We start from the raw sequence: 17,574 nt of genomic DNA on the forward strand, positions 1-17,574 counted from the left end.
GTGAAGACGGAAGACCTGATAAATCTGATATCGGAAGATACCCGTCGTCCCGTTAACATCTCCAGGGCGTTGTTCATCGCAACCACCGGCGGCGCCTTTCTCGCAGCGATCGCATTTTTCTCGACGTTGGGGTTTAGACATGACATTGGACACGCCGTCGAGACCGTCAGATTTATTTTTAAGTTTTTCGTGACCCTGTCTCTATTCGGAGCCGCGGTTTCGCTCATTGGAGCGACGATACGGCCAGGAAGTAATCCAGGTGGCCGGCGCTGGTTTCTGTTGGTTGCGCCTGCACTACTTCTCGGCGCGGTGGCGGTTGAGCTCTACGTGACCCCCGCTTCAGATTGGACTGAAAAATTGATCGGCCACAATGCGCTGCATTGTATAACGATTATTCCTGCCCTGTCGCTTTTTCCGGCCGTTCCCCTTTTTCTTGCGATGCGAAATGGCGCTCCCGAAAGCCCCGGTATTGCCGGCGCCGTTGCCGGTTTGGCATCGGCGGGCATTGCTGCCACCCTCTATGCTTCGAATTGCTTCGACGACAGTCCTTTGTTCGTCGCTGCCTGGTATCCACTTGCTATAATGCTGGTTGCAACCATTGGATTTTTTTCCGGGCATCGGTGGCTACACTGGTAGCTTGCCACCGACTAACTGATCACAAACCTCCACTCCTAGTTGGATTTGAGGCGGTGGCGTCGCCTTAACCGATCGCCGACGTCTTGAGTGCTTGTCAGGCGCATTTCATAGGACAGTCGACAATGCGATTTCACGCCAAGTGGTGATGGCGGTGGCGCGGAGCTGGCGGTGGTCTGCGGCAGAGAGATGTTTCCGGTGAAGCTGAAAGAGGTTGGCGACATGGCCATGGACCGAGATGAAACGTTGACATTGCCGCGCTGACTTAAAGCGCATCATTCGCCGCTCTCGGCGCCGTAGCGGCAAATGAGAATTTTCGGCACGGTTGTTCAATCACTTGTGCGAGCGATGCTCTACGCCCGGCATCAACTCGGCCTTTGCCGCCGAATAGGAACGCAGCTTGTCAGTCACCAGCACCCGCGGGGTGGTACTTTGGCTCTTGAGCAGCTTGCGCATCAGACGTAGCGCTGCTGCCTTGTTCCTTCGGCTTTGAAGCAGGGCATCGAGGACGTAACCGTTTGCATCGACGGCGCGCCACAGCCAGTACCTCTCTCCCTTGATCGTCACCACCATCTCATCGAGTTGCCACTTGTCGGCAAAGTGGCCTCGTGTGCGGCGCCGGAGCTGATGAGCGAACTTCAAGCCGAATTTCGCCGCCCATTCCGCGACGGTCTGAAACGTGACGGAGATGCCGCGCTCAGCCAACAGATCTTCGACGTCGCGAAGGCTCAGCGGGAACCGATAATAGAGCCATACCGCATGGGCAATGATCTCAGCAGGAAACCGGTGGCGTCTGAAGTGGGTATGCGGGGCTTCGGTCATGAAAACCCCAATATCAAGTCAGCTCCAACCAGCCGGTTAAGGCGACGCCACCCGTCCGCATCTGCTTAAGACCAAAAGCAGGTGTCTCACTCGCTTCTAAATCGTTCTCACGTTCCTCATCATGATCCGCATTGCGCGAATAGCTGCTTCGAGGTCTTGCGGGTCAACGCCTTTTATCAGCGCGTCTTCTCGCGCCAGGGCAATGCGGATGACCGTTGCGTGGAGTTCGTAGCCTTTATCGTTAAGCCACCAGATCCGCTTACGAGGGTCCTTTTCCGACGTGACCGAACCGAGCAAGCCCATTTCATCGAGCGTCGCCAAAGCACGACTGGCTGCAGCTTTGTCCAGATTCACGACCTCACAGATCCTTGCGGCCGTGATTTCGGGTTCTACGGCAAGCATCGCGATCGTCCGCCACTCCGTAATGCCAATGCCAAATCGTTCACGATATATAGCCGACGCACCACGCGAGAGCGCATTGTTGATGCTCGAGAGAAAGAACGGGATGTAGTTGGTGATGTCGAGAATCTCGACCCCGTCTCGTAGCGTTGTCGGGTGGGAGATCCGGGCCTCAGGGCAAATCGCATCGGGTTCGGCACCTTGAAGCTTCTCGCGCATCTCATTTCGATCCATCAGGCAGTTTCTTTCAGCGCCTTTGCTAGGCCGACAATGTCGAAGTCCCGAGCTGCGAGCGCGTCCAGCGACACACCATTCGGATGTCGAAGAAGCTGTCTTGCGGCCATATGTTCGCCCGCGGCATTGATTGTCTCAAGGCACACTAATTTGCCCATCTTGAACCGAAAAACAAGCTGTCGCCCACCTGGCCGTTCCACCGAGACGTCATCGTCCGCCGACTGACCGAGACCTGCAATCTGGAGCTTCAGGCTTCCTTGGTCGCTCCAGAACCAAGGCAAGGCGTTGTACGCCATGCTCTTGCCGGTAATCCGCATGGCGATGGTACGGGCGTGATCGGTTGCTGCCTGTACCGATTCAAGCCTTATGAGGGTCCCTGAAGTGGGGCAGGGAAAGGCTGCACAATCGCCCAAAGCCGAAATTGATGCGTCCGCCGTCATCAGTGCTCTGTCGACCACGATCCCGTTGTTAACCTGAAGACCTGCAGTTTCGGCGAGCTCAGTGTTGGGACGGACGCCTGCGGCAAGCAGGATCATGTCGCCTTTGATACTGCGACTGTCGGAAAGCCGGACGCCGCATGCCAGACCATTGTGACCTGTTTCGACTTCGACCACGGAGGCACCCAAGATGAGTTCGGTGCCGATTTGCTCATGATATCTGCGAAATGTCTCAGACATTGCTTCCGAAACCGCTCGCGCCATAAGCCTTGATGCCGCTTCAACCACTGTGACGTGGTGACCGGCAGCGACAGCGACCGCAGCAAATTCGAGGCCGATGAAGCCCCCACCGATGACGATCACCTTCCGTGGTACGGTGAGAGCATCGCGGAGCCGGTCCGCGTCCCCTGTCGTTTTGAGACTGTAGACATTACCGGCGTCCAACGCCGGTATGGGAGGTACAAAGTTGCGCGCACCGGTGGCAAGGATCAAATCTTGATAAGGCACAGTCCTGCCTGTCGAAGTCTCAACTGTTTGGGACGATCTGTTGATGCCGATCACCCGCTCTGGCGCTATCAGCTCGATCTCGCTTCGCTCAAAGAAGCTCGCCGGTCGTAGTTGTACGAGCTCGGCACGCCCGTCCTTCAGATATGACTTGGAAAGAGGTGGTCGCTGGTAGGGGAGGGCTTCCTCATCGCCGATCATGGTGATCGGCAATCTATATCCTTCCTGCCGCAAGCTGGAAGCCAATTGGAAGCCGCCCTGGCCGGTTCCGATGATGACGACCCCATGGCTCATGTCTGGCTCTCCGGCAGGTGAATGATGAGACCATCAAGCTCCGGCCGTAGGCGGATCTGACAGGAAAGGCGGCTTGTCTGCTTCACTTCGCAGGCAGCGCTCTCCAACATATCCTCTTCACCATCGGCACGATCGCCGACTGCCTCCAACCATGCTTCATCAACATAGCAATGGCAGGTGGCGCACATCATTGATCCGCCGCATTCGGCGACGATGCCATCTACGTCATTGGCAAGTGCCGCCCGCATGACATTGTCTCCGTCGGCGGCGTCCACGGCAGTTTCCCTGCCGTCGTGGGAGATAAACAAAATCTTAGTCATGGCAGCCCTATCTAGCAATGAAACGAAGCGGCATGCGGTCGAGCGCGTGGATGGCATTGTTGGGGCGCCATACGGCCTCGCCGGCGAACTCCACGCGTGCGACCTTCTCGACGAGAACAGTGAGAACAGTTTCCAGTTCAAGACGCGCCAAGTTCTGGCCAACGCAGCCATGAATGCCTGCTCCGAAAGCCATGTGACCTACGGGCTTTCGATCGATCCGGAAGACTTCCGGATCGCCCCATTTCTGTGGGTCCAGATTTGCGGACGCTAAGACACACAGGATCTTGGTTCCCTCGCCAACAAAGTGACCCGCGACCTCGGTATCCTGATTGGCCGTGCGAGCAAACGTATGGACGGGCGACGTAAAGCGAAGAACCTCTTCGAAGCATGCACGCGCCAGAGAGTGATCTGCTTTCAGCTTTTCGTATTCGTCAAGATTGGATGCCAGACACCACAAGGCGTTGCCGATCCCCGTGACGGTGGTATCCACGCCGGCGGAGAGGAATGAGCGAACAAGCATGGCTGCTTCGTCTTCCGTCACCTCGCCATCGTCCGCTGCGCTGTAGATCAATGCGCCCAGTCCATTCTTGGTCAGGCGGTCGCGAGCGCAGGCGGCCGAAATCCACGGCACGATGTCCGGAGCCATTGCCATCGCGTTGCGCCTGAACTTGTTATCGGGACCCAGCGCGTTGAATACCATGGCCCCGTAATCGACGAGCTTACGCCGATCACTGTCCAGCATGCCGACAGCTTTCGGGAATACCGCGACGGGGAAGGCTTCGGCCAAATCGGCGACAGCCTCGAAGCTATCGCGCTCGATCAAACCGTCGATGATCATCTCGGCATTCTGACGAAACTCATCCTTCAATCCGGCGATTGCCTTTGGCGACAACGCACGCGCCATGACTTTGCGCGTCTTCGTATGATCCGGCGGATCGACTTCCAATATGATCGATGGTGGTCGCCAGGGCTTGCCACACTTGAAGTCGTTAAGACCGACGCCGCGGGACGAGACAAAACGTGTGTGATCGGAGAAGATCTCGCGCGTCTCCTCGTAACGCCCCGTTGCGAGGACCGACCACTTCGAGATGTAAACGAGCGGTCCCCGCGCACGCAACTCCGCAAAGTAGGCTGCGGGATCGAGGAGCACATCTTCAGCGTATGGATCCACGTCCCATACCGGGATGCCAGAGGATGGCTCGAACGTCATATGGCCTTCAATCATGTTCATGAGTTTACCTCCTCCGCAGGTCAGGCGTAAGCGACGCCGATGTGGCGTCCCAGTAGTTTCGATCGTCTTTTGAGCGCGTCGGCTCCCCGTCGCTGTGATGACGATGGCGAGGCTTGCGATCACAACGCCGCCGCGGCGTGTTGCTCGACACCACGGTTCGTCTTCCATCCGCCGCCAGCGCTTGGAAACTTGCATCGATCGATCGCGGATGATCCCAAGCGCCTCGAGTGACTCGTCGAGAAGCACGACTTCCGGTGCCATCATCAGCGTCCGCGCAATGCCAGCATCTGCTGCTCGCTCCTTGAAAGCTGCGTGCCCCAATCTTTCGGCGATCTTTCAGTTTCGGAAAGGCTTCAACGAGCGACGTGATTCCGTGTAGGACTGAGGGGATATTTTCCTCCGCCGCGAGTGACGGAAAAATGTCGCGTATTTGGCGTACCTGGCCTAACCCAGATGGTCGGTCTCTTCCCGGATCAGCAGTTGCTGGTTCTCAAGGCCAAGATTGGGGCCGCCGACGTCCTTGTAGGTGATTCGGTCTTGTGCTCGCCAGCCTGCTTTCCATGCCTAGCGAGATAGGTCTCGACGGCTTCCCCGTAATGGTTGCCTTACATGGCGAGGTGGCCTGAGAATTACGCAATGGCGCCAACCCCGACTGTGTCGACCGAACTAACGCTGGAACAAACCGCGGCAATAGCAGCCGCCAAGGCTGCACGCGTGAAGATTTGCATGTGATCCTCCCAAATCCATGTCTATGCGAGCACTCCTCAGGTCGCACGAGTTGTGTTCGCAACTCATCGCCAATAAAGCTTAAGCTAGTTGAGTTGTCAACTGACATAATCATTGAGAAGCCGAAACAGCAAACGCAGGAGCATAGATTTCAAGGATCGGGTCGTTATCTCAGCCTTCCCGATCAAGCTCATCTGAAGACCCTTCTGGCCCAATACTGTGGGATCGTCTGTGGGATCGAGAACAAGGAACCGGATCTTCTCCCGAGCGCTTGACTATCGCAACCTCCAATCGCTCCCGGACGAACTGGGCTTCCTCGATATCGCCGATATTGATTGGCGCCACAAAACTCCCACGTTGCGGCAAGATGTCGATAAGTCCTGGCAAGACGGATCAATGCTTTGCGCACAGGTGTCCGGCTGACGCCCAATTGGCTTGGCTCAGTTAGCCGTTTGCGCGTTTTGACAGCATAGCGTCGAGACTTGCTGGGCCGCCGCCCGAAGTAGCAAAGTAAAGAAAAACAAAGCTCCAACTGGCGGCGGTGTAACCGCCGTTTTCCGTGGGAAAAAAACTGACAGGAAGGTGCGCGGTGAAGTATGCGGCCGCCATGAGGCCGGAAAGAATGAAGGCGGATAGTCGGGTGAAGACCCCGATCAGGAAGCAAAGCCCAACGGTAAGTTCGATTAGGCCCGCAACCCATTCCGGTGAACCGAAAGCAGGCATGAACTCGCCAGCATGAAAATGAAATATTTTTGCGGTCCCGAATGAGAAGACTATAAGTCCCATTACAATCCGAGTTATGCTTAATACTCCTGGTTGGAGGCCTGTGAGTTTTTTGATCATCAAATAAATTACCTGCTGGAAAAGCTTAGTGCTGCTGATCATCAATGATCAGTTACCTGCTAGATTCACAGTCCCTTTTCGGATGATTACGTTGCCGTAAAACAGCGTCTCACCGGTGGCAATAATGGCGAAGGCTTCTTTCGCCCGCTCATAGAATGCAAAGCGCTCAACGCGTGTAAGCTTGATGGCCGCGTCCGGAAGCGTGTCGAGCGCATTCTGGATTGCCTCATGGGCCGGGACGATAGCATCGGGCTCGCCGATCACCTCCATTCCGACAACTGGATCAGGTTCGGATTCGTCGACCGGCATGACAGAAAGCACGGCTTTGAGCATGCGAGGAAGGTCGGCGGCCTCCATGCAAATTAGGCGCTTGGCAAGGGTCTGGGCGGGAAAGCTTCCGTCAGCAATCACTATCTCGTCGCCGTGACCCATCGCGCGAAGCGCGTGGAGTATATCTGCATTCAGGATGGGGTCGATACCAATGAGCATGGTCAATCCTCAGGTCAGGTCGTGAAGGTCTTTGGTGATGGCCGGGCCGATCTCAAATTCCGAAAAGCGGATGTTTAGGCCGCTACGCTCTGGCGTGCAGGCGGTTGGGCCGACTTGGTAGGTATCCGCGATGGGGAAGGGAGCGAGACGAAGCAGCGGCCAGAAGCTGCCATCGCGCGATGCCTGGACGCGCATCGCGCCCTTGGCAAGCGTGATACGAATGTAGAAGTCCTCAAGCTCTTTGAAGGGCTGCGACACCGACCAGTCCGACTTGCCGTCGGTAATGACCGTGCTAAGGAACAGCTCGCCATCGGTGAATTCGACGCCGGTCTTGACCCAGCGCTTTTCGTCGATCCGGACCATCAGGCCAGCCTGGTCGTAAAGCGTCCGGAACTCGCCCTGGATGCGGATCTTTGCCGTGAAACCGTCCGCCGAAGGGAAGCCCAGGAAATGGCCGCTGTCGCGAGTGAAACCGTAATAGGTCTCGCGCCAGAAATCAGTCTTCTGGTCTGTTGTCATGGTCAGGCTAGTGTCAAGGGCCTCTGCGCTTGCAGGAGCGTTCAGCCATGTGCCGTTTCTGAAATCGATGGTCATTTCGTTCCGTCCATTGAAAGTTGATAAGCGTCGATTGCGTTGCGCTCGAAGAAGCGATCGGCGACGCCAGGCCCCGTCGATGACAGCCGGGAGGCAATGGCCTTGACCTCGGCATAGGAGGCGGCCAGCGTGGAAACCGGCCAGTCGGAGCCGAAGATCACTCGGTCGGGGCCGAAGCATTCGAGGGCGATCTTTATATAGGGGTCAAAATCTACGGGCGCCGCGCGATGGCAGTTGGCCTCTGTCACGAGGCCGGAAACCTTGCACCAGACGTTGCCGTGTTCGGACAACTCCTTAAAGGCGGCATGCCAGGAGGTCGAAAAGCCTGACGCGATAGGCGGCTTGGCCATGTGGTCGAGCACGAAACGTCCGTTCGGAAAATGACCCACGAGATCTATTGCAGCGGGCAGCTCACGCGTGCGCACCAGGAGATCGAAGGCGAGCCCTGCCTCGAAGACTGCGGCAATGCCTCGATGAACGGCAGGGCGGCGAAGCCAGTCCGCATCCGGTTCGTCATGGACATTATGACGGATACCGACGAGACGCTGTCCGCCCGGAAGCAACCGGCATGCCGTTAGCTGTTCAGCGATATCCTCGGCCTGCAGATCAACCCAGCCAACGACACCTGCGACAAAGCTGTACTTGTCGGCTATCGACAGGAAATCGCGCGTCTCTTCGAGATCGTGGCGGCATTGCACGAGAATGGTTGCATCGACGCCCGACGCGGCCATCAGCGGCATCAGCTCGGCGGGGCCGTAGTCGCGACGCAGCGGCTTCAACTCATCGCCTGCCATCCATGGATAGGTTCCCGTCGCGAGATTCCAGAAATGCTGGTGAGCGTCTATAACTCGGTTCGGCATCATCGGCTCACGCTGTCGGCGCTTCGGCGGCGATAAGGCACTCAGCCTTCAAGTCCTGCCAGAGCGCAGCTGGTATCGGCTGACGGAAATGGGTTGCGTTCTCCTCCATCTCCGTGGGGCTGCGGGCGCCTGTCAGGATGCTTGCAACGGCCGGATGGGCGAGCGGAAACTGGATCGCCGCCACCTTCAGCGGTACACCGTGGCTCAAGCAGACCGCCTCTAGCCGCAGCGCTCTGTCAATCAGCGATTGGTTCGCGTCCTGATAGTTGAACTTCGCGCCCGTTTTTGGATCAGCCAGCAATCCGCTGTTATAGACGCCGCCGATAACGACGGAGATGTTCTTCTCGACACAAAGCGGCAGGAAATCGGCAAGTGCTCCCTGTTCCAGCAGCGTGTAGCGGCCAGCAAGCAGGAAGCAGTCAAAATTGCCGTTGCGGGCGAATTCGGCAAGCATTTCGCTCTGATTCATGCCGGCGCCAACCGCGCCGATCGTGCCCTCGCTGCGCAATCTGTCGAGCGCCTTGTAGGCGCCGTCGATAGCCTGGGCGTAGTGATTATCCGGATCGTGAATATGAAGCACGTCAATGCGGTCGGCGCCGAGGCGCTTCAAGCTCTCTTCGATAGAGATCATCACGCCGTCATAGCTGAAATCGAAAACTGGGCGCTCCGGCGGCGTGCCCTTGTAATAAGCGTCTTCGCCCTCCGGTTTCTCGGGCAGGCGGAGCAGACGGCCGACCTTCGTGCAGAGCACATAGTCGTTGCGTGACTTGGTTTTGAGAAACGCGCCCAGGCGCTGTTCGGCCATACCATTTCCATATTGCGGCGCGCTGTCGAAAAAGCGAACGCCGAGTTGCCAAGCCGTTTCCATTGTCTGTTCAGCGGACTTTTCGCTAGTCGCGGAATAGAGGCCTCCGATTGCCGTCGTGCCGAGACCGAGCGTGGTCGCCTCCAGCTTCGTGGTGCCAAGGCGTCGTTTCTCAAATTTTTCTTTCATGAAAATTCCATCCGAAAAGCGCAGGAAATCCAGCTTGCTTTTAATTTTCATTCTCTTTCCGTTGTGTCAATAAATTTCTTTTGAGAAAATTAACTTGCATATGCGCAAAGATTTTGTCAGCTTCTGAACATCGGTTTCGAGCATAGAAGACCTCAACATGACTGCCGACTTCTCAAAAGGTGCTGCATTTTCTGACGGGAAATTCGTCCCGGCCGGTGAAGCTGCGATTTCTGTTCTCGACTGGGGCTTTACCCGCTCCGACGTGACCTATGACGTCGTCCATGTCCGCGACGGCGCTTTCTTTCGTCTGCAGGATCATCTCGACCGGTTCGAGCGCTCATTGAAGGGACTGCGCCTTTCGCCGCCTTCTTCTATGGCCGAGATCGGCGAGATTGCCATGCGGTGCGTCGCTTTGTCCGGCCTGCGTGACTCCTATGTCGCGATGATCTGCACACGTGGCAGGCCGCGGATTTTCGGATCCCGTCGCCCGCAGGATTGCGACAACAAGCTGATCGTCTACGCGATCCCGTGGATCGACGTGATCCCGCTCGATGTGCAGGAGAGAGGAGCACATCTGCATATTGCTTCCGTGCCGCGCATCGCGTCCGCATCGATCGATCCTACCATCAAGAACTACCATTGGGGCGATCTGACCCGCGGTCTCTTCGAAGCCCATGACGCCGGCGCGGACACGGCGGTGCTCCTGGATGCGGAAGGGTTCGTGACCGAGGGGCCGGGCTTCAACGTTTTCATCGTCAAGGACGGCGAAGTGCTGACGCCGGATCGCGGAGTGCTCGAAGGCATTACCCGCCGTTCCGTGCTGGAATTGTGCGGAATGCTCGGCATTCCAGCCCGCATCGCACCTCTGACCAGCGATGATCTGGCATCGGCGGACGAAATGTTCTGCACGACGACGGCGGGCGGCGTGATGCCCGTATCGAGGATCGGCGACCACATCATGGGCAACGGCAGACCGGGCGGGGTCAGCCTCAGGCTCAAGTCGTCCTACTGGAAACAGCATAAAGCTGGATGGCATCAGACACCGGTCGATTATTCAATCAAAACAACTTCGTTCGAAGGGGAACGCAAATGAAAAGACGTGAATTTCTGACCGCGTCCACTGCGGTGGCCGTCGGGGCTCTCGCTGCTCCGGCTTTAGTCCGGCCAGCACGTGCGGCCGGCAAGGAGCTGCGGATGCTCACCTGGGAAGGCTATGCAGACGATCAGTGGGTCAAGGCATTCGAGGCGCAGACCGGCGCCTCCGTCAGCGTCAGCTATACCGGCAGCGTCGACGAGATCTTCGCCAAGATGACGGCTTCGGAAGGCGCCGATTTCGATGTGATTGCGATAGAGACATCCTCCTACAAGCGCCTTACTCAGGAAAAGCTGATCCAGCCGCTCGACAGTTCGAAGCTGCCGAATGCCAAGAACCTTGCCGGCGCTTTCAAGAATGTCTCGGCGATCGTCTTCGACGGCAAGACCTATGCCGCGCCCTTCGCCTGGGGCTCCATCCCGCTCATCTATAATGCCGACACGTTCAATACGCCGCCGGTCAGCTGGGAAGTGCTCTGGGACGAAAAGTACAAGGGCCGCGTCATTGTCATGGACGACGCCAATAACGCCATCGTGACGGCGGCGCTGACGCTCGGCATCCGCGACCCGTTCAACCTTACCGATGAGCAGTTCGACCAGGTGAAGAAGAAACTGCTTGCCCAGAAGGCGAATGTCGCCAGCTATTATGCCGGCTTCGATGACGGAGTCAGCATCTTCGCGCAGGGCGGCATCGATCTGATGATGTCGATGGGCGAGCCGCAGGCACCGATGCTGAAGAAACAGGGTGCCAATGTCGGTCTCGTCATCCCGAAGGAAGGTGCGATCGGCTGGATCGACTGCTGGGCGATCAGCGCCAAGGCGCGCGATCTCGATCTCGCCCACGCATGGATCAATGCAATGCTGGATCCCGCGGTTGGCACCTACATCAGTACGAAAACCGGCTATGGCAACACGACAAACCAGGCCGTCAACATCGATGCAGGCCTCACCTATGCCGACAAGCTGATCTTCCTGCAGGCGCCCGAGGACTTTGCAAAACGTATCGAGGTCTGGAACGAGATCAAGGCGACACCGGTACAACCATGAGCGCACTGCTTTCCGATACTGCAGATCTGGCCGCCGGGAGACAGAACGTCATCCAGCTCGTCGGGGTAACCAAATCCTACAAAAGCATTGGCGTGCTGAGCCCCGTCGATCTGGATATTCGGGATGGTGAGTTTCTCACCATCCTTGGCCCTTCAGGCTCGGGCAAGACGACCATCCTTCGGATGATCGGCGGCTTCACGCGCCCAACCGCAGGCAAAATCCTCCTGCGCGGTACCGACATAGCGCAGGTGCCCATCCACAAACGGCCGTTTAACACAGTGTTTCAGGACTATGCGCTGTTCCCGCATATGACGGTGGCACGCAATGTCGGTTACGGCCTGCGTATCCGCAAGACGCCGGCTGGCGAGATCAAGCGGCGGGTCGAAGCGGTTCTCGGTACGGTCAACCTCGGCGATAAGGCAGGCCGATATCCGGCCGAACTTTCCGGCGGTCAGCGTCAACGCGTGGCGCTAGCGCGCGCAATCGTCTGTGAGCCGCAAGTAATCCTGCTCGATGAGCCCCTGGCTGCGCTCGACGCAGAACTCAGGCGCTCCATGCAGGAATTCCTCAAAGAGTTGCAGCGGCGCATCTGTACGACCTTCGTCTTCATTACGCACGACCAGGAAGAAGCTATCTCCATGTCGGACCGGATCGCCGTGATGGACCATGGCAATCTCGTTCAGGTCGGCACGCCGCAGGAGATCTACTACAATCCTAAGAGCGAATTCGTCGCTAAGTTCTTCGGCGAGAACAACATTCTGCCGGCGGTCGCCAGCGGACTGCCACCGGCACCAAGTATCGAAAGTCCGCTCGGCAGGCATGCCGCCACTGCGGGCCAGCACGGCGAATTGCTGCTGGCGATCCGGCCGGAAAGCCTCCGGCTTTGTGATGGCAGCGACCTTCGATCCGACGAGCGCATCGCGAGCGCGCGGCTTGAGTCCATTACTTTTCTGGGCGCGAGCACACAGCTTTCTCTATCCGTCGGTGCATCGGGCGAACATCGCGTCAAGGTAAGAGTACCGACGACGCTATCGACCCGAAGCCTTGCAGCGGGCAACGACGTCATGCTGCGTTGGTCGGAAGCCGATGTCAGCTTCCTGCCGAGAGGATGAGGTCATGAGCATCGCCACCTCCCCTTCCGCTATCGACATCGCGCAAGCTCCCTCCAAACCAACGCGGGGCCTTGGCAAGCCCATTGCCAGTCTGCTGGTGTACGGCCTGCCGACCGTCATGATCTTGCTTCCGCTTGTTTCGTTTCTTGCGTCGAGTTTCCTGGAGCAGGACAACGGCAGGCTGACGGGCGACTTGACCTTCGCCAACTACGCCGCTTTCTTCACCAGCGGCAGCTACCTCTATGTTTTCTACGGCACGCTGAAGCTCGCCTTCATCGTGGCGCTGATATCGCTCGTCTTTGGATACATCCTCTCCTATCTGATCTGGCGGCTGGAGGGCTCAGCGCGCTATCTCCTTCTGCTGCTGAGCGCGCTTCCGCTGGTGATGAACTATGTGGTGAAGATCTATGCGATGCGCAGTATCCTCGGCTTCAACGGCTTCCTGAACTCGACCCTGTTGACGCTCGGCGTTATCGACATGCCGAGCAGGCTTTTCATTTTCAACCAGACGGCGGTTATGTTGACGATGGCGGTGATCTACCTGCCATTTGGCATCCTCCCGATCTTCCTGGCGCTGGAACGCATTCCGTCGTCGCTGATCGCGGCGGCGGCCGATCTCGGGGCAAAGCCCGGGCAGATATTCCTGACTGTGGTCCTGCCACTCAGCCTGCCGGGCTCGATCGCTGCCGCGCTCTTCGTCATGGTGATTGCGCTTGGCGACTACCTAACGCCGCAGATGGTTGGCGGCAGCGAGGGCTTCACCTTCGGCCGCGCCGTCTGGAGCCAGTTCGGCATGGCCTTCAACTGGCCGTTCGGCGCAGCGCTTGCCGTCATGCTGCTTTTCGCAGTCGTGGCGTTGATTGCGCTTGCTTCTCTCATTTCGCGCACCGCGAGGATCAAATGACCTTGCTCGAACGCATCACCGTCACCCTGCTCTGGATCGTCGGTGGCATCACCTTTGCGGTGCTCTACGCGCCCGCCGTTATCGTCATCCTGCTCTCCTTCATCGGCATCAAGGACCGCAAGCTCGACTGGTCGGACTACAGCCTGCAGTGGTACGGCAAGGTCGCTAGCAATTCGCAGCTCATAGAGGCGCTCACCAACTCGCTGATGGTCGGTGTCTGTGCCGTGGTCATAGCAAGCGCGATTTCGCTTGGCCTCGCCTACTACATGAAAACCGGCGCGCGCCGCGGTCAGTCCTATGTCGAGTTCGTGATCTTCCTACCCTTCGTGCTGCCCGCGATCATCACCGGCATTTCTCTCCTGATCGCGTTCCGACAGATTGGGATCGACCGCAGCTTGATCACGGTCACCGCCGGTCATGTCGTATTGATTCTGGCCGTGATCTACCGGATGATTTCTATCAGACTCGATGCGCTCGAAGATTCGCAGATCGAAGCCTCGCGCGATCTCGGAGCAAATGGTTGGGAAACCTTTGTGTACGTTGTATTTCCGCAACTGCGCTCGGCGCTCGTTACAAGTTCCCTACTTGCATTTGCGCTCTCGTTCGACGAAACATTGGTAACGTTTTTTCTCGTCGGTGGGGAAACAACGCTTCCCATGCGGCTTTGGGCGATGATGCGGACCGGCTTCACTCCCGAAATCAACGCGCTCGTTTCGGTTGTGCTTTGTGTGACGTTTCTGTTCGCGACCCTCGGGGCTATGTCGCTGCGAAAGAGTATAGAGCGGAAATCATGACTTGGACGAAAGCCACCGGCCAGATTGGAAAACACGGCACGACATGAACGAGAAAGTTAAAAACCTCGGCAAGCTACTGAAGGACCGGCGCTCCTACCACGGATGGACGCTTGCGGAAGTCAGCTCAATGACCGGAATCGCGACCTCCACTCTTTCCAAAGTGGAGAACGGCCACATCTCGCCGAATTTTGATACAATCCTCAAGCTTTCGCACGGGCTCGGCGTCGAGATTGGCGACCTCCTGAACTCGTCGTCCAATGAGCCTACGCCGCCACTCGTCGTTGCGCGACGCAGCATCAGCCGCAAGCTTGAAGGGCAGCAACTCGACCGGCAATATTACCGCTACAGTTACCTCTCCTCCGACGTCGCCCACAAGCGCATCATCCCGATCCATATTGAGGTGCGTGCGTTAACGCCGGAGCAGATGGGGCCGCTGACGGCTCATGTCGGGGAGGAGTTTATTCTCGTCCTCAAAGGCAAGGTCAGGCTGTTCAGCGAGTATTACGAACCGACCGACCTGGACGAGGGCGATAGCATCTATCTCGATAGTACAATGAAGCACGGCTATATGTCGCTTGAGGCGCCAAGCAGCTCGATTGTGGTCTGCTGCTCCAGCGCCACGCCGAACCTTGCACAGACGCTACGCGAGGTGATCAAGGAACAGATCATCTCCGAGCAGCAGGTAAAGGGAAAGGCGTAACGAGCTTCTACGTCAATCGAGCACATAGGAAATCGGCGTCCCCTTCGAGGTGGCGAGATAGGCCTGCAGACGCTCCTTGGCTTTCGTGCTCGATGCTTGAAGGTGTGACGTCAATGCCTGCTCGGCGAGCGGATAGTTGCCGGCGGCGATCGCGTTCATGATGGCCAGATGCTCGTCCATGAATGCGTCGATGGGTCGCGTGCCGCGGACCGCGCGTTGGATGTGCTTGCCGGCGACAAGTACGCAACGCGTCCGCTTCAACGCTTCGAGGATCTCTCCATTGGCGCTGTACTGCAGTGTGGTGATGTGCAGATCTTCCTCGAGTGAGTCGAGTTCGGCACTTGCGATTTGCGGGAACCTATCTGAAACTTCGATCAGTCGCTGACGCATCGTTTCCAGCGTGTCAGCTGGAATGCGTTGCATAGCGCTCTTCAGCGCAGCAGGTTCCAGGAGCAGGCGCACCTCGTAGATGTTTCGGAAGCGCTCCTCGTCGAGCGGGTTGATCCACCAACGGGATTTTTCGTCACGTTCCACGATACCGCTCTCGGCGGCGTGGTTGAGAATGTCGCCGGCAACCGTGCGTCCAACATTGTAGTGGCGGGCAAGCGCCAGTTCGTTGATCCTGAAGCGGCCGAACACCGCGCGCAGGATAACGGTGTTTTCGAAGTCGTAGTAGAAGTTTTGCCACGCGAAGGTCTTGGGACTTGCCGATCCTTCGTCGTCCAGGCCCAGCATTTCGGACGTGATCCTTATGCGCAGAGGCCCGCCTTCTGCACCAGCCAGCACGCCGCGGCCATCAAAGCGGCGCACAAGCCCTTCGGCTTCGAGAGTAACCAAGGCTTTCTTGACCGGCGAGCGGCTGGAGTCGAAGAGTGCCCCGATCGGACCTTCGAGAAGGACCGTTCCGTCCGGAAGGCTTTTTGAAAGCACGGCCTTTCGCAGTTTATCGGCGATGACTTCATAGGCAAGAGTGCGATGCGTCATTCGATCCTTTCCCAGTCTCAGGTCACCGCCCCTATTTGCCAAGGCACGAATTCCAGGTCACCATAGTTGTAGCCCTCGCTCAGCGTCCGGTCGCCGGAAGCTATGGCAATGATCTTCTCGAATATGCGTTCGCCGGCAGCCTGGATGCTATCGCTACCGTCAATGATGCCACCGCAGTTGATATCCATATCCTCGCTCATATGCTCGTACATCTCGTTGTTGGTGGCAACCTTGATGCAGGGCGCCGGCTTGAAACCGGAGACGGAACCGCGGCCGGTCGTGAAGACGATCAAGTTGCAGCCGCCGGCAACCTGGCCCGTCACGGCGACCGGGTCGTAGCCTGGCGTATCCATGAAAACAAAACCGGGCTCGGTGATCGGCTCGGCATATTCATAGACCGCCATCAGTGGCATCGAGCCGCCCTTGGCAACGGCGCCAAGCGATTTTTCGAGGATGGTAGTCAGCCCACCTTCCTTGTTGCCATGCGAGGGGTTGTTGTTGAGCTCGGCGCCGTTTTTTTCCGTGTAGTTTCGCCACCAGTCGATGCGCGCCATCAGCTTTACGGCAATCTCGGGAGTGGCTGCCCTGCGCGTCAGGAGATGTTCGGCGCCGTAGATCTCGGGGGTTTCGCTGAGCACTGCCGTCCCGCCGTTCTTGACGAGCAGATCGGCGGCGTAGCCCAGCGCCGGGTTGGCGGTGATGCCCGAATAGCCATCGGATCCACCGCACTGCAAGGCAAGCTTGATCCCCGAAAGCGGCTGCTCGGTCCGGTTCGCCGCATCGATCTCGGGGAGGAGTTCCTGAATGATTCCGACAGCCTCCTCAATGGTTTTACGCGTGCCACCCAGCCCCTGGATAGTCATCGTGCGTAGGCGCGGGCCTTCTTCCAACTCGAAAGCCTTGACGAGATGGCTAATTTGATTCGTCTCGCAGCCGAGGCCGATCATCAGGATCGCCGCGAAATTCGGATTGCGAGCGTAACCGTTCAGCGTACGCCTGAGATAGGTGAAGCCTTCCGTATTGGTGGGGATGGCACAGCCTGTCCCGTGCGTCAGCGCTACAACGCCATCGACATTGGCGTAATTGCCGAAGCCGTTCGTCTTGAAATAGTCGGCAACCGCCTTGGCGACCGTCGCCGAACAGTTCACCGAGGTGATAATTCCGATATAGTTGCGTGTGCCGACAAGACCGGTGGAACGAAGGTAGCCTTTGAACGTACGGCGCTCACTTTCCGGCAGGAGCGGCGTTGGGCCGCCGTCGATTGCAAATTCGTGGGAAACGGCGCTGTCGAGCATGGCTAGATTTTGCAGGTGAACCTGCTCGCCCGCGGCGATGTCTCGGCTCGCATACCCGATGACCTGTCCGTATTTCAGAACCGCTTCGCTCTCCCGGATCGGGCGCATCGCAATCTTATGACCGCTCGGAATGACACTTAACGTTACAGCCTCACCGATATTCTCGCCCTCCGCAAGCCGGCGCGTCGCGACGACGACGTTGTCCGTATCATGCAGCCGGATGATCGAGGGGCCGGATTTATGCACAGGCATCGATATCTCCCAAA

General features: G+C 57.8%; 18 protein-coding genes and 1 pseudogene. 7 read left to right on the forward strand and 12 right to left on the reverse strand.

Annotated features, from left to right (window positions below; translation table 11 throughout):
- The gene (locus tag AB8B29_RS31940; protein ID WP_092575698.1) at window positions 1-636 is read left to right on the forward strand and encodes an NrsF family protein; all 636 of its coding nucleotides are present in this window, start codon (window positions 1-3) and stop codon (window positions 634-636) included.
- A gap of 105 nt (window positions 637-741) precedes the next feature.
- Here the strand turns inward: AB8B29_RS31940 and AB8B29_RS31945 are convergent.
- The 10 genes and pseudogenes from AB8B29_RS31945 to AB8B29_RS31990 form a co-directional block, all read right to left on the reverse strand.
- A pseudogene (locus AB8B29_RS31945) lies at window positions 742-1,455 on the reverse strand (IS6 family transposase).
- Between the two features lie 96 nt (window positions 1,456-1,551).
- Window positions 1,552-2,088 carry a MarR family winged helix-turn-helix transcriptional regulator gene (locus AB8B29_RS31950; protein ID WP_245297577.1) on the reverse strand — a complete coding sequence of 179 codons (537 nt, stop codon included), beginning with the start codon at window positions 2,086-2,088 and terminating at the stop codon, window positions 1,552-1,554.
- Entirely contained in the window at window positions 2,088-3,323 is a 1,236-nt protein-coding gene (locus tag AB8B29_RS31955; protein WP_092575696.1) for an NAD(P)/FAD-dependent oxidoreductase, read from the reverse strand. The genes AB8B29_RS31950 and AB8B29_RS31955 overlap by 1 nt, the downstream gene beginning before the upstream one ends.
- Window positions 3,320-3,643 (reverse strand): 2Fe-2S iron-sulfur cluster-binding protein, encoded by a 324-nt coding sequence (locus AB8B29_RS31960; protein WP_092575693.1) that lies wholly within the window; start codon window positions 3,641-3,643, stop codon window positions 3,320-3,322. Before AB8B29_RS31960 ends, AB8B29_RS31955 begins: the two co-directional genes overlap by 4 nt.
- 7 nt (window positions 3,644-3,650) lie before the next feature.
- Window positions 3,651-4,874: a cytochrome P450 gene (locus tag AB8B29_RS31965; RefSeq protein WP_167669597.1), complete on the reverse strand. Its 1,224-nt coding sequence runs from the start codon at window positions 4,872-4,874 to the stop codon at window positions 3,651-3,653.
- A gap of 1,170 nt (window positions 4,875-6,044) precedes the next feature.
- The gene (locus AB8B29_RS31970) at window positions 6,045-6,485 is read right to left on the reverse strand and encodes a DoxX family protein (protein WP_245297576.1); all 441 of its coding nucleotides are present in this window, start codon (window positions 6,483-6,485) and stop codon (window positions 6,045-6,047) included.
- A 6-nt stretch (window positions 6,486-6,491) separates the two neighbouring features.
- Window positions 6,492-6,932 carry an RbsD/FucU family protein gene (locus AB8B29_RS31975; RefSeq protein WP_047558326.1) on the reverse strand — a complete coding sequence of 147 codons (441 nt, stop codon included), beginning with the start codon at window positions 6,930-6,932 and terminating at the stop codon, window positions 6,492-6,494.
- Between the two features lie 9 nt (window positions 6,933-6,941).
- Window positions 6,942-7,526 carry a DUF1349 domain-containing protein gene (locus AB8B29_RS31980; RefSeq protein WP_047558329.1) on the reverse strand — a complete coding sequence of 195 codons (585 nt, stop codon included), beginning with the start codon at window positions 7,524-7,526 and terminating at the stop codon, window positions 6,942-6,944.
- Window positions 7,523-8,389, reverse strand: a complete 867-nt coding sequence (locus AB8B29_RS31985) for an amidohydrolase family protein (protein ID WP_439006993.1) — start codon at window positions 8,387-8,389, stop codon at window positions 7,523-7,525. Before AB8B29_RS31985 ends, AB8B29_RS31980 begins: the two co-directional genes overlap by 4 nt.
- 4 nt (window positions 8,390-8,393) lie before the next feature.
- Window positions 8,394-9,380 (reverse strand): aldo/keto reductase, encoded by a 987-nt coding sequence (locus AB8B29_RS31990; RefSeq protein WP_439006994.1) that lies wholly within the window; start codon window positions 9,378-9,380, stop codon window positions 8,394-8,396.
- Between the two features lie 157 nt (window positions 9,381-9,537).
- On the opposite strand from AB8B29_RS31990, the gene AB8B29_RS31995 reads away from it, so the two are divergent.
- Genes AB8B29_RS31995 through AB8B29_RS32020 form a run of 6 tightly spaced genes read left to right on the forward strand, consistent with a single transcriptional unit; the run spans window position 9,538 to window position 15,029 of the window.
- Window positions 9,538-10,473 carry a branched-chain amino acid--2-keto-4-methylthiobutyrate aminotransferase gene (locus tag AB8B29_RS31995; protein ID WP_047558332.1) on the forward strand — a complete coding sequence of 312 codons (936 nt, stop codon included), beginning with the start codon at window positions 9,538-9,540 and terminating at the stop codon, window positions 10,471-10,473.
- Window positions 10,470-11,519: an ABC transporter substrate-binding protein gene (locus tag AB8B29_RS32000; RefSeq protein ID WP_052212394.1), complete on the forward strand. Its 1,050-nt coding sequence runs from the start codon at window positions 10,470-10,472 to the stop codon at window positions 11,517-11,519. The genes AB8B29_RS31995 and AB8B29_RS32000 overlap by 4 nt, the downstream gene beginning before the upstream one ends.
- The gene (locus tag AB8B29_RS32005) at window positions 11,516-12,631 is read left to right on the forward strand and encodes an ABC transporter ATP-binding protein (protein WP_052212396.1); all 1,116 of its coding nucleotides are present in this window, start codon (window positions 11,516-11,518) and stop codon (window positions 12,629-12,631) included. The genes AB8B29_RS32000 and AB8B29_RS32005 overlap by 4 nt, the downstream gene beginning before the upstream one ends.
- A gap of 4 nt (window positions 12,632-12,635) precedes the next feature.
- Window positions 12,636-13,535 carry an ABC transporter permease gene (locus tag AB8B29_RS32010; protein ID WP_092575691.1) on the forward strand — a complete coding sequence of 300 codons (900 nt, stop codon included), beginning with the start codon at window positions 12,636-12,638 and terminating at the stop codon, window positions 13,533-13,535.
- A complete protein-coding gene (locus tag AB8B29_RS32015; RefSeq protein ID WP_047558335.1) occupies window positions 13,532-14,329 on the forward strand; it encodes an ABC transporter permease in 798 nt (265 codons plus the stop codon). Before AB8B29_RS32010 ends, AB8B29_RS32015 begins: the two co-directional genes overlap by 4 nt.
- Window position 14,330: 1 nt before the next feature.
- The gene (locus AB8B29_RS32020) at window positions 14,331-15,029 is read left to right on the forward strand and encodes a helix-turn-helix domain-containing protein (protein WP_131512112.1); all 699 of its coding nucleotides are present in this window, start codon (window positions 14,331-14,333) and stop codon (window positions 15,027-15,029) included.
- A gap of 12 nt (window positions 15,030-15,041) precedes the next feature.
- On the opposite strand, the gene AB8B29_RS32025 is transcribed toward AB8B29_RS32020, so the two are convergent.
- The gene (locus AB8B29_RS32025; RefSeq protein ID WP_047558341.1) at window positions 15,042-16,013 is read right to left on the reverse strand and encodes a GntR family transcriptional regulator; all 972 of its coding nucleotides are present in this window, start codon (window positions 16,011-16,013) and stop codon (window positions 15,042-15,044) included.
- A 17-nt stretch (window positions 16,014-16,030) separates the two neighbouring features.
- On the reverse strand, window positions 16,031-17,554 hold the full coding sequence (locus AB8B29_RS32030) for a UxaA family hydrolase (protein ID WP_167669601.1): 1,524 nt from the start codon (window positions 17,552-17,554) through the stop codon (window positions 16,031-16,033).
- Window positions 17,555-17,574: the final 20 nt, after the last annotated feature.

This window comes from Rhizobium sp. 11_C7_N12_5, from assembly GCF_051811145.1.
Lineage (GTDB): Bacteria > Pseudomonadota > Alphaproteobacteria > Rhizobiales > Rhizobiaceae > Rhizobium > Rhizobium lusitanum.

Bases quoted from the DNA above. Each gene is read 5' to 3' on its own strand.
- AB8B29_RS31995 (WP_047558332.1), top strand. From the start codon at position 9,538: ATGACTGCCGACTTCTCAAAAGGTGCTGCATTTTCTGACGGGAAATTC.
- AB8B29_RS32025 (WP_047558341.1), bottom strand. From the start codon at position 16,013: ATGACGCATCGCACTCTTGCCTATGAAGTCATCGCCGATAAACTGCGA.
- AB8B29_RS31980 (WP_047558329.1), bottom strand. From the start codon at position 7,526: ATGACCATCGATTTCAGAAACGGCACATGGCTGAACGCTCCTGCAAGC.
- AB8B29_RS32005 (WP_052212396.1), top strand. From the start codon at position 11,516: ATGAGCGCACTGCTTTCCGATACTGCAGATCTGGCCGCCGGGAGACAG.
- AB8B29_RS31985 (WP_439006993.1), bottom strand. From the start codon at position 8,389: ATGATGCCGAACCGAGTTATAGACGCTCACCAGCATTTCTGGAATCTC.
- AB8B29_RS31990 (WP_439006994.1), bottom strand. From the start codon at position 9,380: ATGAAAGAAAAATTTGAGAAACGACGCCTTGGCACCACGAAGCTGGAG.
- AB8B29_RS31965 (WP_167669597.1), bottom strand. From the start codon at position 4,874: ATGAACATGATTGAAGGCCATATGACGTTCGAGCCATCCTCTGGCATC.
- AB8B29_RS31955 (WP_092575696.1), bottom strand. From the start codon at position 3,323: ATGAGCCATGGGGTCGTCATCATCGGAACCGGCCAGGGCGGCTTCCAA.
- AB8B29_RS32015 (WP_047558335.1), top strand. From the start codon at position 13,532: ATGACCTTGCTCGAACGCATCACCGTCACCCTGCTCTGGATCGTCGGT.
- AB8B29_RS31975 (WP_047558326.1), bottom strand. From the start codon at position 6,932: ATGCTCATTGGTATCGACCCCATCCTGAATGCAGATATACTCCACGCG.
- AB8B29_RS31970 (WP_245297576.1), bottom strand. From the start codon at position 6,485: ATGATCAGCAGCACTAAGCTTTTCCAGCAGGTAATTTATTTGATGATC.
- AB8B29_RS31960 (WP_092575693.1), bottom strand. From the start codon at position 3,643: ATGACTAAGATTTTGTTTATCTCCCACGACGGCAGGGAAACTGCCGTG.
- AB8B29_RS32010 (WP_092575691.1), top strand. From the start codon at position 12,636: ATGAGCATCGCCACCTCCCCTTCCGCTATCGACATCGCGCAAGCTCCC.
- AB8B29_RS32000 (WP_052212394.1), top strand. From the start codon at position 10,470: ATGAAAAGACGTGAATTTCTGACCGCGTCCACTGCGGTGGCCGTCGGG.
- AB8B29_RS31950 (WP_245297577.1), bottom strand. From the start codon at position 2,088: ATGGATCGAAATGAGATGCGCGAGAAGCTTCAAGGTGCCGAACCCGAT.